This window comes from Streptomyces sp. NBC_00224, assembly GCF_041435195.1.
In the GTDB taxonomy this organism is placed as follows: Bacteria; Actinomycetota; Actinomycetes; order Streptomycetales; family Streptomycetaceae; genus Streptomyces.
In genome coordinates, this window is the sequence record NZ_CP108106.1 from 6,526,460 (window position 1) to 6,539,575 (window position 13,116).

Below are 13,116 nucleotides of genomic sequence, written 5' to 3' on the forward strand. Positions count from 1 at the left end.
GCTTTCGCCTCGCGTTCTTCTCGGGCGGATCATCCCAGAACTACCGTTTCGGACATGGGACGCGGGGACGGTGACGGGGGGCGGGAGACGCTGGTACGGATCTGCGATCTGGCGGGACGTACCCGGGGCACCGGCTTCGTCGCCGACGACCGCGGCACCGTGGTCACCAGTCACGAGGTGGTGGACGGGCTCACCCGGGTGGTGCTGCACGCGCCCGGCGAGCGCACCTGCCTCGCCGAGGTCGACGCGGTCACCCCGCTGCCGGAGGCCGGACTCGCCCTGGTGCGCACCGAGGGGCTGGGGGTGCGGCCGCTGCCCGTCGCCGCCCGGGAGTCGGTCGCCGCGGGCACGTACGTGCGGATCGCCGCGCACGGCTGGCGCGAGGCGCGGGTGCTCGGCGAGTCGCCCGTCACCTACACCGCCACCGACCGCTTCCACCTCCTCGGCTCCGCCCTGGAGCTGGCGATCGGCACCGAGGGCGCCGACGCGCTGCGGCTCGGCGGCGAGGCGGCGGGCGGGCCGGTCCTGGACGCGGCGACCGGTGCGGTGCTCGGGGTGCTCGCCACCGCGCTGCACGCGGCGCACCGGGCGGCCGGGTTCGCGGTGCCGCTGCGGCCCGACGGGGGCCCGCTCGAAGAGCTGCTGCGGCGCAACGCGGCGACCGTGCCGGGGTACGGCGAGGACCTGAACCTGGCGGGCGCGCTCCAGCTCACCGCGACCTCGGTGGGCTCGGCCGGCGGGCCGGACGTCCGGCAGGACCCGGTCGAACGGCGGCTCACCGTACGGCACTTCACGGACTTCGCGGCCGGGAGCGCCAGTGTGCTCGGCCTGGTCGGGGACCCCGGCACCGGCCGCACCACCGAGCTCACCGCACTCGCCGCCCGCCGCGCCCGGGGCGCGGAGCCCGCCCCCACGGTGTGGCTGCGCGGCGCGGATCTGCGCGCGGGCGACGGTTCGGTGGCCGACGCGGTGGCGCGGGCGCTGCGGCAGGCGGGCCGGATCGTGGCGGCCGCGGGCGCCCCCGGCGACATGGAGTGCGCCACCCCGGACCGGGTGGCACGGTTGGCCTCGGACGCCGGGCGCCCGCTGCTCGTCCTGCTCGACGGGCCCGAGGAGATGCCGCCCGTCCTCGCGCACCGGCTGCCCGAGTGGACGGCCGGTACGGCGGCGTGGCTGCGCGAGGCCGGAGCGCGGCTCGTGGTCGCCTGCCGGCCCGAGCACTGGGAGCAGGCCGGGGCGCTCTTCCCGCCGGACGCGCTGCACCCGGCCGAGGCACCCCGGCTGCCGCACGCCGTGCGGATCGGCGACCTCTCCCGCAAGGAGGCCGCCCGGGTCCGCGAGCGGTACGGCATCCCGGACGGCGCCCTGGCCGACCGCGCCGGGCGCCATCCGCTGACGCTGCGGCTGATCGCCGAGGTGCGCGACGCGCTGCCGGGCGAGGTGCCGGGCCGCCCCGGCCGCGAGGACGTCTTCGCGGCCCATCTGGACCTGATGTGCCTGCGCATCGCGGTACGGCTGGCGGCCGCCCGGCGCCCCGCGCTGCGTGGCACGGCCGTACGACGGCTCGCCGCGCGGGTCGCGGGCCGGGTCCACGAGGCGGCCCGGCGCTGCCTGGGCCCCGGCCAGGGCGAGTTGGACCGCGAGAACTTCGAGGAGATCTTCCCCTGGCGCACCGGCTGGGCGTCGGCGGTCCTCACCGAGGGCCTGCTGGTCCCGGCGGGCTCCGGCTACCGCTTCGCACACGAGGAGCTGGCCGACTGGCTCCAGGCCGCCCACCTCGACCTGGACGCGGCCCTGCACGCCCTGGTGCACCGCTGGTGCGAGGACGCGCCCACCGCCGCCGACCGGGCCCCGGCCCGGCTGCCGTCCCGCCCGGGCACCAGCGGGCCGGGCGGGGAGAGCGGCGACGGGGCGGCGTATGTGCCGCCACCGCCGGGTTCGCGCGCCGCCGCGAACGCGGGCGAGGGTGAGGAACCCGCCGGGCCGCCGCACCCCGGCGTCCCCGACCAGCGGCGCACCCCCCGTCGTGAGGAGGGCAGGCGCGGGCGGCGGTTCCGGCCGGGGCCGCCGCCGCCCGCACCCGGGACGGAACCCGCGGCCCCGCAGGACGAGCCCCGTACCCTCCCCGTCCCCCGGCACCGCATCGGCCCCGTCCTGCAGGCCCTGCTGCTCCTCGACCGCGAACACGGGGCCGACCGGCTCGCCCCGCGCCTGGAGAAGCTCGTGGACGCGCTCGGCCGACTGGCGGCGGGGCCCGGCGCGGCCGAGCCGGACCGGACGGAGGACGCCTGCTGGTGGGCCGTCCAGCTGCTCGGGCAGACGCTGCTGCGGGTGCCCGAGCCCCGTCCGTACCTCGGTGTGCTGCGGCTGCTCGCGGACCGGATCAGCGAGCGGTCGGTGCGCGCGGGCGGGCCGGGGCGGCTCGGCGGGCTAGGGGAGTTCGGGCCGTGGTTCTGGCAGCGGCTGCGGATCGGCGACGACCGCCGGATGGAGCTGATGCGGCGGCTCGTGCCCGCCGACGGGGCGCCGGGCGGGGCGCCGGAGTGGGAGCGGTACCTGGACGCCGTGGACCGGCGGCTCGCGGCCGAGCCCCGGAGCGTACAGCCGCTGCTGTGCCGGTGGTTCACCGACGAGCGGCCGCTGCCCGCGCCGCCGGGCAGCGAGATGCGCCCGACCGTCGCCGGTGCCGCGCAGGCCTTGCTCTACGCCCGCCGCTCGCTGGCCATCGACGACCTCACCGAGGCGCTGGTCACCACCGCGCACGCCCGCGCCGACGAACTCCTGGACGCGCTCGCCGAGGACGAGCCGTCCGCGCTCTGCCGGGCCGTGGACCGCTGGGCCCACGACGACCGGCCCGAACGCCGGGTGGCGGCCGCCGCGTACGGGCCGCGCGTCGCGCCGTACGTCACCACCGGCGCCGACCGCGACCTGCTGCGCTACGCCGCGCTCGCCCTGCTCGCCCGGTCCGCCGACACCCCCCTGCACGGCGCCGCGCTCGGTCTGCTCATCCGCGACCCGCGCACCCGTACCCGCTACCTCGACAAGACGCTCGCGCGGTACGCGGGCGGCGATCCCCGGCTGCCCGCCGCCGCGCTCGTCGCCGCCCTCACCACCCACCCCGAGCCGGTGCTCGCCGCCTTCCAGACGCGCCTCGACCAGCCCGGGGACGCCGGGGCCGAGGTGCTGGAGGCGCTCGCCGAGATCAACACGCCCGCGCTCGCCCGCCGCGCGGCCGCCCTGGTCCGCGGCTATCTGGACCGCCACCCCGAGGGCGCGGCCCACGCCGCCGCGTTCGTGGAGCGGCGCCTGGAGTACGGACCGGCCGCGAGGGCCGTGCTCTTCCCGCTGGTCACGTCCGTACTGCGGGGCTGCTCGCCGCAGGTGCGGCAGGAGCTGGCGCCGGTGCTCGCGGCGCCCGGCAGCCGCACCTCGCGCCCCCTGCGGGCCGAGCTCCTGGACGTACTCCTCGAATTCGAGCGGTACGAGTCGCGGGACCCGGCGGTGCTGCACGCCCTGCTGAGGGCCGCGGCGCTGGGGGCCGAGGCGCGCCCCGAGGCGCGCACCCGCGACCTGGTCCACCGCACCGGGCTGCTCCTGGTGCGCACCCCCGAAGGGGCCTCCTGCTTCGACCGCCGGGTCGTCGAGCTGGCCAGGGAAGTACCGGAATTCGCCGTTCAGGTGGCGGGCTGGCTGGTCCAGGCACCGCACGAGTGGTCGGCCGTGATCGGGCCGAGCGCCCGCCGTACGGTCGAGACGCTTGCGGTGCCCATGCCGATGCGGGCCGAGCACGCCGGGCATGGCAGTCTTAGACCTGTGTGAGAGGCCTACTCTCAGGTACACGGGTTCGGTTTTCGGGCGAGTTTCGGGCGAGGAGCGGTCACAGTGCAGCGCTGGCGTGGCTTGGAGGACATTCCCCAGGACTGGGGACGCAGCGTCGTCACCATCGGCTCCTACGACGGGGTGCACCGCGGTCATCAGGTGATCATCGGGCGGGCCGTGGAGCGCGCCCGCGAGCTGGGCATCCCGTCGGTCGTGGTGACCTTCGACCCGCACCCCAGCGAGGTCGTGCGCCCCGGCAGCCACCCGCCGCTGCTCGCCCCGCACCACCGGCGCGCCGAGCTGATGGCGGGCCTCGGCGTGGACGCGCTGCTCATCCTCCCCTTCACCAGCGAGTTCTCGAAGCTGTCGCCGGCCGAGTTCGTGGTCAAGGCGCTCGTCGACAAGCTGCACGCGCGCGTGGTCGTCGAGGGCCCCAACTTCCGCTTCGGCCACAAGGCGGCCGGCAACGTGGAGTTCCTGGCCGAGCTGGGCGAGACGTACGACTACGAGGTGGACGTCATCGACCTCTTCGTCAGCGGCGAGGCGGGCGGCGGGCAGCCGTTCTCCTCGACCCTGACCCGGCGTCTGGTCGGCGAGGGCGACGTGGAGGGCGCGGCCGAGATCCTGGGCCGCCCGCACCGGGTCGAGGGTGTCGTGGTGCGCGGCGCGCAGCGCGGCCGCGAGCTGGGCTACCCGACGGCGAACGTGGAGACCCTGCCGCACACCGCGATCCCCGCGGACGGCGTGTACGCGGGCTGGCTCACGGCCGACGGCGAGCGGATGCCCGCCGCGATCTCGGTCGGCACCAACCCGCAGTTCGACGGCACCGAGCGCACGGTCGAGGCGTACGCGATCGACCGCGTCGGGCTCGATCTGTACGGGCTGCACGTCGGCGTCGACTTCCTCGCGTATGTGCGCGGGCAGGAGAAGTTCGAGTCGATCGAGGCGCTGCTCGAAGCGATCGCACGCGATGTGAAGCGCTCGACCGAGCTGATCGAGGCGTACGAGGCACGCGCCTGATCAGCCGCGTCCGGTAGGGGCGCGGGGAACTGCGCGACCGGCCACGCACGGTCCGCGGCCGAATCACCGCATCTCCAGCGCAGCGCCTGGCACCAGTCAAACGATGGTCAACCAGTGACCAGAAACCGCCCAAGACCTGGCATCCATTGACTATGGGTGAAGGCTTTGGGCGGTTTTCGTCGCATTGGCGAACTGGAGCGGCGCATAGGTTGAGACACGTGGCTGAACCGAACGCGTCCCGGATCCTCGGCATCGTCGGCGTCGACGCGGCCAGGACCGCGCAACCCGGCGTCCCCCCGTACCACACACCGGTGTTCGTCCCGGCCCACCCGCGCTATCCGGCCCAGGGCGCCGCCCCGCGCGTCGACTTCGAGCTGCTGAGACCGCCCTCGGGGCCGCCGGTCCCGGTGGCCTTCAGCACCGTGGCGAAGCTGGTCGACGCGCTCGGCCCCGTGCAGCCCTGGATCGCCGTCTCCATCGGCCCGTTCGCGGAGGCGATGCGGGAGGCCCGGCTGCCCAAGGTGCGCCTGGACCCGGAGGTGGCGCCGGGCGGCCGCAGATGGCAGCCGGAGGACCTGGAGCGTACCTACGGAGAGAACGGGGCAGGCGCATGAGCGCCGATGTGAAGATCATCCTGGCCGACCTCGACTCGATGGCGTCGACCTTCCACGAGGAAGCCGGCATCTACCGGGGCATGCACGCCAACGTGAAGCCCGCGGTGGCCGGTTCCGGCGACGCCGGGTGCGACGCGGCGGTCAAGTCGATGGCCGACCTGATAGCGGGCCTGCACGACAAGCTGTCGGACCGGCTGGAGGACAACAGCGACAAGGTGAAGTACGCGCACGACTCGATGCAGCGCAACGACATCGATGTGCACGGCCTCTTCGAAGACCTGATGTGAAGGGCGCGCGGTGAGCGACAGCTGGGTGGGCGGGGACATCGGCGGCATCCGCGCGATGGGCGACGCCTACAAGAACGCCAAGCACGACCTCGAATCGATCGTGAAGCCGCTGGGCACGGTCGTCGAGCGGCTGGCCAAGGACGCGGCCTGGGAGGGCGAGGCCGCCGAGTCGTTCCGCGCCAAGTGGAGCGAGGACGCGCTGACGGCGGGCGGATTCGCGGAGCTGGTCCACGCGACCGGCGAGATCCTCTGCACGCTGGCCGACCATCTCTCGGCCGCCGAGAGCGCGCTGCAGAACGCCGAGGACGTCGCCGTGAAGGCGGGCGTCCCGATGGGCCCCAAGGGCGTCCCCGGCCAGCTGGTGACCAACAACCCGCCCCATCCCGACGAGCAGAGGGCGATCGACGGGCTCACCAACTACGGGGCCGTGCGCACCGACATCCTGCACGCGGCCCAGCAGGCCCGCCTCGACGCCGCCGAGGCGCTCAACAAGCTGTACGAGGAGGACACTTCGAAGGTGTCCAAGGGCGACAAGGTCACCATCGCCGACTATCTGCGCGGCCTGTACGCGTACGACTCCGAGCGCACCCGGGTCAAGGGCCACGACGCCGCCACCAAGCTGGACGACGCCAGGAAAGAGGCGGCCGAGGCGAAGAAGGACCTGCGCACCGAGCGCGGTGCGTGGCAGAAGCAGGGGAGGACGCTCCCCAAGGACTCCCCGGCCCGGCTCGCCTACAAGGACGCGCTGACCAGGCTCGACGGCCTGGAGACCGACATCGCCCGCGCCGAGCACGGCAGTTCGGCGCTCCCGTACGACCACGCCCTCAATGTGAAGGTCGGGGACGCGGCGGAAGCGCTGCGGCTGGGCAAGAGCCTGGAGAAGCTGCCGGAGTTCCTCAAGGAGATCCCGGTCGTGGACGTCGCCGCGGCGAGCGTGTGCGGCCTCATCGAGGCCAAGGACGACCACGACAAGGGCTGGTCGTGGACGCACTCGGTGGTGGTGGACGGGGGTGCGGCACTGGGCGGGCTCGCGGCCGGCACCGCCGCGGTCGCCCTGGTGGCGAGTTCGGAGATCACCGTGCCGGTGGCCGTGGTCGCCGGAGTCGGCGGCCTGGTGATCATCGGTACGACGGACCTGCTCGACGAGGCGTTCCACGAGCACTGGAGCGAGGACATCCACGACCACGGCGTGGTCGGCGGCATCCTGCACGGCTCCGCCAACGTGGCGTCCGACACCTGGGGGGACGTCAAGCGACTCGGCGGCGATGCCAAGGACGGAGCGAAAAAGGTGTGGCATGGCTTCACGAGCCTCTTCTGAGGGCACGACTCCCGCGAAGAGCACGACTCCCGCGAAACTGCCCGTGGTCGGGACCACGTGGTACCGCAGGGGTCCGCGCTACTGGCTGCGGCGCGCCGGATTCGGCTGTGCGGCCCTGCTGACGGCGGTCCTGGTGTGCGCCGCCGCCGGCGCACTCTTCGACGGCCTGGTCTCCGGGCTGCCCGACGGCTGGCGCGAGGCCAGTTACGTCGTCGAAGGGGCGGCGGCCGTCGTCGGTCTGGCCTGGGGATGGGTGCGCGGGCGCCGGCAGATCCGCGAGCGGCTCGCCGACCCGCCCACGCCCGCGCAGAGTTGGGCGCGGCAGCGGGACGCGCGGCGGGGCGCGGCGAGTGGGGTCAGCAGCCGGGGCCTCATGTTGCTCATGCTGCCGCTGTTGCCGGCGGTGATGGCGTGGTGGCTGGGCACGATGTGTGCGGCCACGTTCGTCCGCGAGCTGCCCTCCGAGGTCGGCGCCCGCCGCGCGATGGCCCGCTAGCGCGGGAGAACAGCGAAGGGCCCGTGCGGTCGTCACGACCGCACGGGCCCTTTCGCGTCTGCCCTGGCTACTGCTGCGGAGGCTGCGGCTGCTGCCACGCCTGCGGGGGCTGCTGGCCGCCGTACGGCTGGGGCGGCTGCGGCTGCTGCGGGGCGTACGGCTGGGGCGGCATCGGCTGACCCGGGTACGGCTGCTGGGGCATCGGCTGCCCCGGCGCCTGCTGGCCGGGCCCGGGCTGACCCGGCTGACCCGGCTGACCCGGCTGTCCCTGCTGTCCCGGGAACGGCTGGCCCGGCTGCTGGGCCTGCTGGTGGCCCGGCATCGGCGGGGCCAGGTGCGGCGGCGGGTTGCCGTCCGCGGTCCACAGGCCCTGCTGCTGCTGGGCCCGGATGAAGTCCTCGGCCACCAGCGCCGACAGATGGAAGTACGCCTCACGCGTCTTGGGCCGCATCATGTCGAGGTCGACCTCGGCGCCCGCCGCCAGATGCTCGTCGAACGGGACCACCACGACCCCGCGGCAGCGCGTCTGGAAGTGCTGGACGATGTCGTCCACCTTGATCATCTTGCCGGTCTCGCGGACCCCGGAGATGACGGTGAGGGAGCGCTGGACGAGGTCGGCGTACCCGTGCGCGGAGAGCCAGTCCAGGGTCGTGGACGCGCTCGACGCACCGTCGACGGACGGGGTGGAGATGATGATCAGCTGGTCCGCGAGGTCGAGGACGCCGCGCATCGCGGAGTACAGCAGACCCGTACCCGAGTCGGTGAGGATGATCGGGTACTGCTTGCCCAGGACGTCGATCGCCCGCCGGTAGTCCTCGTCGTTGAAGGCCGTGGAGACGGCCGGGTCGACGTCGTTGGCGATGATCTCCAGACCGGACGGGGCCTGCGAGGTGAACCGGCGGATGTCCATGTACGAGTTGAGGTACGGGATCGCCTGGACCAGGTCGCGGATGGTGGCCCCGGTCTCGCGGCGCACCCGGCGGCCGAGCGTGCCGGCGTCCGGGTTGGCGTCGATCGCCAGGATCTTGTCCTGCCGCTCGGTCGCCAGCGTCGCACCGAGCGCCGTCGTGGTCGTCGTCTTGCCGACACCGCCCTTGAGGGAGATCACGGCGATCCGGTAGCAGGAGAGGACCGGGGTCCGGATGAGGTTGAGCTTCTGCTGCCGCTCCGCCTCCTCCTTCTTGCTGCCGAACTTGAAGCGCGAGGCGCTGCCCGGGTTGCGGCTGCTCTTCGCCTTCTGCTTGTTGTTGCGCAGCAGCCGGTCGGAGGAGAGCTCCACGGCCGCCGTGTACCCGAGCGGCGCACCCGGCACGGACCGCTCGCGCTGGTCGTGCGCCACGGGGGAGGGCCAGGCGGCCCCGCTCCGCGGATCCACCGGCCCGGCGGGCGGCTGCGCCTGGGGCAGCGGCTGCGCCGGGGGCTGGGCCTGCTGGTGGGGTACGGGGAGGTGGGGTACGGGGAGGTGGGCATCGGCGGCCGTACTGGCCGGGCCCGGCTGCGGGAAGCCGTAGCCGCCCTGGGGCGCGTGGGGTGCCTGCGGCGCGGGCGGGTTCGGGGCCTGGGGCGGCTGCGGGAACCCGTAACCGCCTTGCGGGGCGGGGAAGTTGGGGTCGGCGGCGGCCGGGGTCCCGGGGCGCGGGAAGCCGTAGCCGTCCTGCTGGGCGGGAGCGTTGGGCGCGACCGCCGGGGCCGGGGTCGGGAGGTTCGGCGTGCCCGGTGCGCCCTGCGTGCCCGGCTGGGGGAACCCGTAACCGCCTTGCGGGGCAGGGGTGTTGGGGGCGGTGGCCGGGGTCGGGGCGCTGGGTGCGCCTGGCGTGCCGGGGTGCGGGAAGCCGTAAGCACCCTGCGGGGCAGGGGCGTTCGGGTCGGCGGTCGGAGCCGGAGCCGGGGTGTTCGGCGTGCCGGGGTGCGGGAAGCCGTAGCCGCCCTGCTGGGCCGGGGCGTTGGGCTGGGGCAGCGGGAAGCCGCCCTGGTGGGCCGTCGGCGGTACGGGCTGCGGCGCCGGAACGTTCGGCGTGGCCTGGGCAGGCGGCTGGTCGCCCTGCGGCAGCGGCCACGCGGGCTGTCCGGCCTGCGGCTGCTGCTGCGACGCCGGTACGGGCCACTGCGGCGCCGACGGGGGCGCGGCGGGCTGGTACGCGGGCGGCAACGGCGGCAGCCCAGGCTGCTGGGCCGGCGCGGCCCACGGCTGCTCGGCCGGGGCGCCCGGCGCGTCCTGAGGCGCGGCGTCCTCGGGGGTCGCGTCCGCGGCGGCGTGTACGGCGTCGGGTACGGCGTCGGTCGGAGCGGCCGCGGCCGCCTGCGCCGCCACGGCGTCAACCGGCTCGGCGACCGGCGGCGCGGGAACGGGCTCGGCGGGCACGGCATCTGCTGCCTCGGCCGGCACCGGCGCGGCGGTCACATAGTCGCCGGAGTCGGTGAAGTCGGCGAAGTCGGTGGGCTCGCCGGGCGCCTGGTCGGTGTCGGCCGATGCGGCGGACTCGGCACCGGCCGTCTCCGCAGCGGCGACCGGGGCTGAGGCGCTCGGCTCGGGCTCACCCGAAGCCGCGTCGGCCTCCGGCGTCGTGCCCTCGGAGCCGCCCGGACCCGTGGCCCCGGCTTCGGGCTCGGCCTGGGCCGTACCGTCGGAGTCCTGGGCAGCGCTCACAGCGGGCTCGTCCTTGACGGCCGCGTCGACCGGCGCGGGAGCGGCATCAGTTACGGCGGCGCCCGACGGCACATCCGCATCCGTACCCGTAGCCGTACTCGTATCCGCATCAGCCTCGGCGTCGGGCTGTGCGGCGGCGGCCTTCGCCGCGTCCGCCGCGGCCAGCCGCTCCGCGAGCTCCCGCTTCAGGGAGCCCGGCGAGAACCGCATCGTCGCGCCGCTCTCGATGTCCCCGCCCCCGAACGGCTGCGGCTCGGCGGCCGGCTCCGGGGAGGGGGTCTGGGCCGGGACCGGGGCGGGGCCCGGCGGCGGAGGTGTGGTCGTCCAGTTCGGCTGGAAGCCGCCGCTGGAGGGCAGGCCGGGCACGGCAACGGGCGGTCCGGCGGGCGGCGGGGGAGGCGGCGTCGCCGCGTCCGCGCTCGGCGCCGCGTTCTGCGTGTACCAGGCCGGCGGGGTGTAGTCGATGGTGAACTCACCCGTGGGCTCGGGATCGGCGTCGGACCGATTCTCGTCGCGCGCGTTCCCGCCGGTGCGGAACTGGTCCTGATCGCTGTTCACCGGATTCCTTTCGTTCGCAGGCCGTCCCAGCCTAATCGCCGACAACACCGCACCGGCAGGCCCGGCCACCCCTCACCGACTGTCCCCTCCATCACGTCGTGCCCGCACGCTGCCGTCAAGTGACAGCAGGGCGTCGCCGTGTGGCCGGAGTGTGAACGAACCTTCACGTACCCGGTCAGGGTCAGTCGTACCTGCTCAATTCCTTATGGTCTTTGTGACGGAATGGTCTTTGTGACGGAACGCGCGCGGCGCGGACCGCTCAGTCCATCCGCCGGGCGGAGCCGAGCAGTCCGGTCTCCGCGTCCGTGGCCTGGGTCATCACGAACTGGCGGTCGCGGGCACTGCACCACAGTGTCACCCCGTCCGCCAGCGTGGACAGCGCCTCCGTCTCGGCCTGCGGGAGGTGCATGATCCGCCCGATCTGCGCGGCCTCGTCCGGCGAGACCCGCTGCACACCGACCAGATCCGACTTCTCCAGCAACCGGGGCGCCACGGGGCTCAGATACGGCAGCAGTGTCAGCACCGACTGCCACGGCCCCGAGACCACCCGCCCGCGCGGCGGCCGCATCCCGCAGTCGCGGACGACCACGACCGGCGATCCGGCGGACGCGCCCTGCGGCGGCACCCGGCCCACGTCGTGCAGCGCGATGCACTGCTGGCCGCCGCCCGCCGCCTGGGCGAGCGCCGTCCACGCGGGGGCCCGGCCCGTCTCCACGGTCACGCGCGCTCCCGTCGCGGCCGCCCGCAGCGCGAGCACCTGCGCCGTCCAGAGGCCGCCGATCAGCGTCACGTCGTACGCGGTCGGGCGGTTGATGCCGAGGACCGACGGGCGGCCCTCCGCGTCCACGCCTATGACCATGCCGTCGTCGCCGACGGGCAGTGCCAGGGCCGCCACCTGGTCGGCGGAGAGCGCGTGCCGGTCGCGGCGCGGCCCGAGCAGCCCGAAGCCCATCCGGGCGCGCCCTCTGCGTACCTCGGGAGAGGCGGGCGGAGTGACAGGAGAGACAGAGGACGTGGTCATCAGCGCGCACCCCCGAGCGGCAGTGTGGCCAGCATGCCCGGCAGCTGTTCGCGGTCCAGGCGCACCAGGCCGGTCTTGACTCCGCGCGCGGTGCGCTCCAGCTCCCGGCGGGCGACGACCAGTTCCTCGTCGCTGCGGCCGGTGATCCGGACGTGTCCGGTGAGTGTGACCTCCTGGCGGTCGCCGGCGGCCAGCGTCAGGCTGAACGTGGTGGCGAGCGCCGGAAGCGAGGTGAGCAGGGCGACCAGCTGCGGCATCGAGGCCCCGCCGCCGCCCAGTTGGGGCCAGCGGCCCACCCAGTACGTCGTGTGGCGGCGGTCGTCGCAGCGCCAGGTCCTGGCGGTCTCCTGGGTGCGCCGCCCCGGCGTGCCCGCGCGGCCCGCCTGGGCGATCGCCATCGGGTTGGCGCAGGTCGAGGTGGCGATGGCGCCGGTCAGCTCCTGCTCGGTGAGGACCGTCGTACGGAACCCGGCGCCGGTGAGCCGGCTCGCCAGCTGGTCCGCCGCGCGCACCAGGCACTTCTGGGCGCCGGTCAGACCGCCGCCGCGCGCCGCCACCGCCTCCGGGCACAGCTCGGGGTCGAGCTTGAGCGCGATCCAGGTGAGGCGCACCGCGGGGGAGCCGGTCTGGGCCTGCAGCGGTGCGTAGTTGCGGGCGGCCACCGACTGCTGCGGCAGGTGCGGGGCGGGCGCGGGCTGGGTGTGCTGGACGATCTGCGCGGACTCCAGTCGGATGCCGTCGACGTCCAGCGCGTCCCGTACGAGGGCGACCGGCAGCGGGCGGGTGCCGCGCTCCGGGCGCAGCGCCGTGGCGTCCATCTCGACCTGGAGGACGGCGGTGAGGAAGGTGCCGTCGCCGACCATGCCGACGGGGCGGCGGTCGCGGTCGCCGAACGTGTACGTCCGCAGTGCCGGGTCGCATTCCACCGCGGGGGCGAAGCCCGGTTCCGTGCCCTCCGGGACCGGCAGGCTCGCCGCCCTGCGCGTACGCGCGCGCAGCGCCAGCACCGTGCTCAGCCACTCGGGCAGCGAGCGGCGGTGGCGGCGGACGACCGCGAGCAGCACGAGCAGCGCGGCGACCACGCCGGCGGGCACCAGCATCAGCGTGTCGATCACCCACGCGGTGAGCAGCACGGCGGCGGCGAGCTCCACCAGTACGAGTTGTTGCAGTCGGAACGACCCGAAGTGTCCGGGCCGGGCCTTCAGCCGGGGTGCGGAGGCTCCCTGGGCGGGGGCCGACGGTCCGGTGGCGGCAGGCCGCACACGCGTCGCGGACGCCATCACTCCACCACCCCCCAATCGTGCGCAAGCACCCAAAACATCCGGATTCCCCCAGC

Annotated in this window: 9 protein-coding genes; 6 read left to right on the forward strand and 3 right to left on the reverse strand. The window is 74.9% G+C overall.

All coding sequences use genetic code 11. The features are described from left to right. Positions 1-54 precede the first annotated feature (54 nt). From OG965_RS29265 to OG965_RS29290, 6 genes are all read left to right on the forward strand, one after another. Positions 55-3,819 carry a trypsin-like peptidase domain-containing protein gene (locus OG965_RS29265; protein WP_371655027.1) on the forward strand — a complete coding sequence of 1,255 codons (3,765 nt, stop codon included), beginning with the start codon at positions 55-57 and terminating at the stop codon, positions 3,817-3,819. A gap of 63 nt (positions 3,820-3,882) precedes the next feature. Next, on the forward strand, positions 3,883-4,839 hold the full coding sequence (locus OG965_RS29270; protein ID WP_371655028.1) for a bifunctional riboflavin kinase/FAD synthetase: 957 nt from the start codon (positions 3,883-3,885) through the stop codon (positions 4,837-4,839). A 218-nt stretch (positions 4,840-5,057) separates the two neighbouring features. Continuing rightward, positions 5,058-5,453 (forward strand): SAV_915 family protein, encoded by a 396-nt coding sequence (locus OG965_RS29275; RefSeq protein WP_371655029.1) that lies wholly within the window; start codon positions 5,058-5,060, stop codon positions 5,451-5,453. After that, positions 5,450-5,740 (forward strand): DUF6317 family protein, encoded by a 291-nt coding sequence (locus OG965_RS29280; RefSeq protein WP_371655030.1) that lies wholly within the window; start codon positions 5,450-5,452, stop codon positions 5,738-5,740. Before OG965_RS29275 ends, OG965_RS29280 begins: the two co-directional genes overlap by 4 nt. A gap of 10 nt (positions 5,741-5,750) precedes the next feature. Then, complete coding sequence (locus OG965_RS29285) at positions 5,751-7,058, forward strand: WXG100 family type VII secretion target (protein ID WP_371655031.1); 1,308 nt, start codon at positions 5,751-5,753, stop codon at positions 7,056-7,058. Continuing rightward, entirely contained in the window at positions 7,036-7,554 is a 519-nt protein-coding gene (locus OG965_RS29290) for a hypothetical protein (protein WP_371655032.1), read from the forward strand. The genes OG965_RS29285 and OG965_RS29290 overlap by 23 nt, the downstream gene beginning before the upstream one ends. Positions 7,555-7,621: 67 nt before the next feature. Here OG965_RS29290 and OG965_RS29295 read toward each other — a convergent pair whose 3' ends face one another. From OG965_RS29295 to eccE, 3 genes are all read right to left on the reverse strand, one after another. Further along, positions 7,622-10,759 (reverse strand): SCO5717 family growth-regulating ATPase, encoded by a 3,138-nt coding sequence (locus tag OG965_RS29295; RefSeq protein ID WP_371655033.1) that lies wholly within the window; start codon positions 10,757-10,759, stop codon positions 7,622-7,624. 259 nt (positions 10,760-11,018) lie between these two features. Next, positions 11,019-11,780: a hypothetical protein gene (locus OG965_RS29300; RefSeq protein ID WP_371655034.1), complete on the reverse strand. Its 762-nt coding sequence runs from the start codon at positions 11,778-11,780 to the stop codon at positions 11,019-11,021. After that, positions 11,780-13,060, reverse strand: a complete 1,281-nt coding sequence (gene eccE / locus OG965_RS29305) for a type VII secretion protein EccE (RefSeq protein ID WP_371655035.1) — start codon at positions 13,058-13,060, stop codon at positions 11,780-11,782. The genes OG965_RS29300 and eccE overlap by 1 nt, the downstream gene beginning before the upstream one ends. Positions 13,061-13,116 lie beyond the last annotated feature (56 nt).

What these genes read in the sequence shown, in the direction of transcription:
- eccE (WP_371655035.1), bottom strand. Translation starts at nt 13,060, where the DNA reads ATGGCGTCCGCGACGCGTGTGCGGCCTGCCGCCACCGGACCGTCGGCC.
- OG965_RS29300 (WP_371655034.1), bottom strand. Translation starts at nt 11,780, where the DNA reads ATGACCACGTCCTCTGTCTCTCCTGTCACTCCGCCCGCCTCTCCCGAG.
- OG965_RS29265 (WP_371655027.1), top strand. Translation starts at nt 55, where the DNA reads ATGGGACGCGGGGACGGTGACGGGGGGCGGGAGACGCTGGTACGGATC.
- OG965_RS29280 (WP_371655030.1), top strand. Translation starts at nt 5,450, where the DNA reads ATGAGCGCCGATGTGAAGATCATCCTGGCCGACCTCGACTCGATGGCG.
- OG965_RS29290 (WP_371655032.1), top strand. Translation starts at nt 7,036, where the DNA reads ATGGCTTCACGAGCCTCTTCTGAGGGCACGACTCCCGCGAAGAGCACG.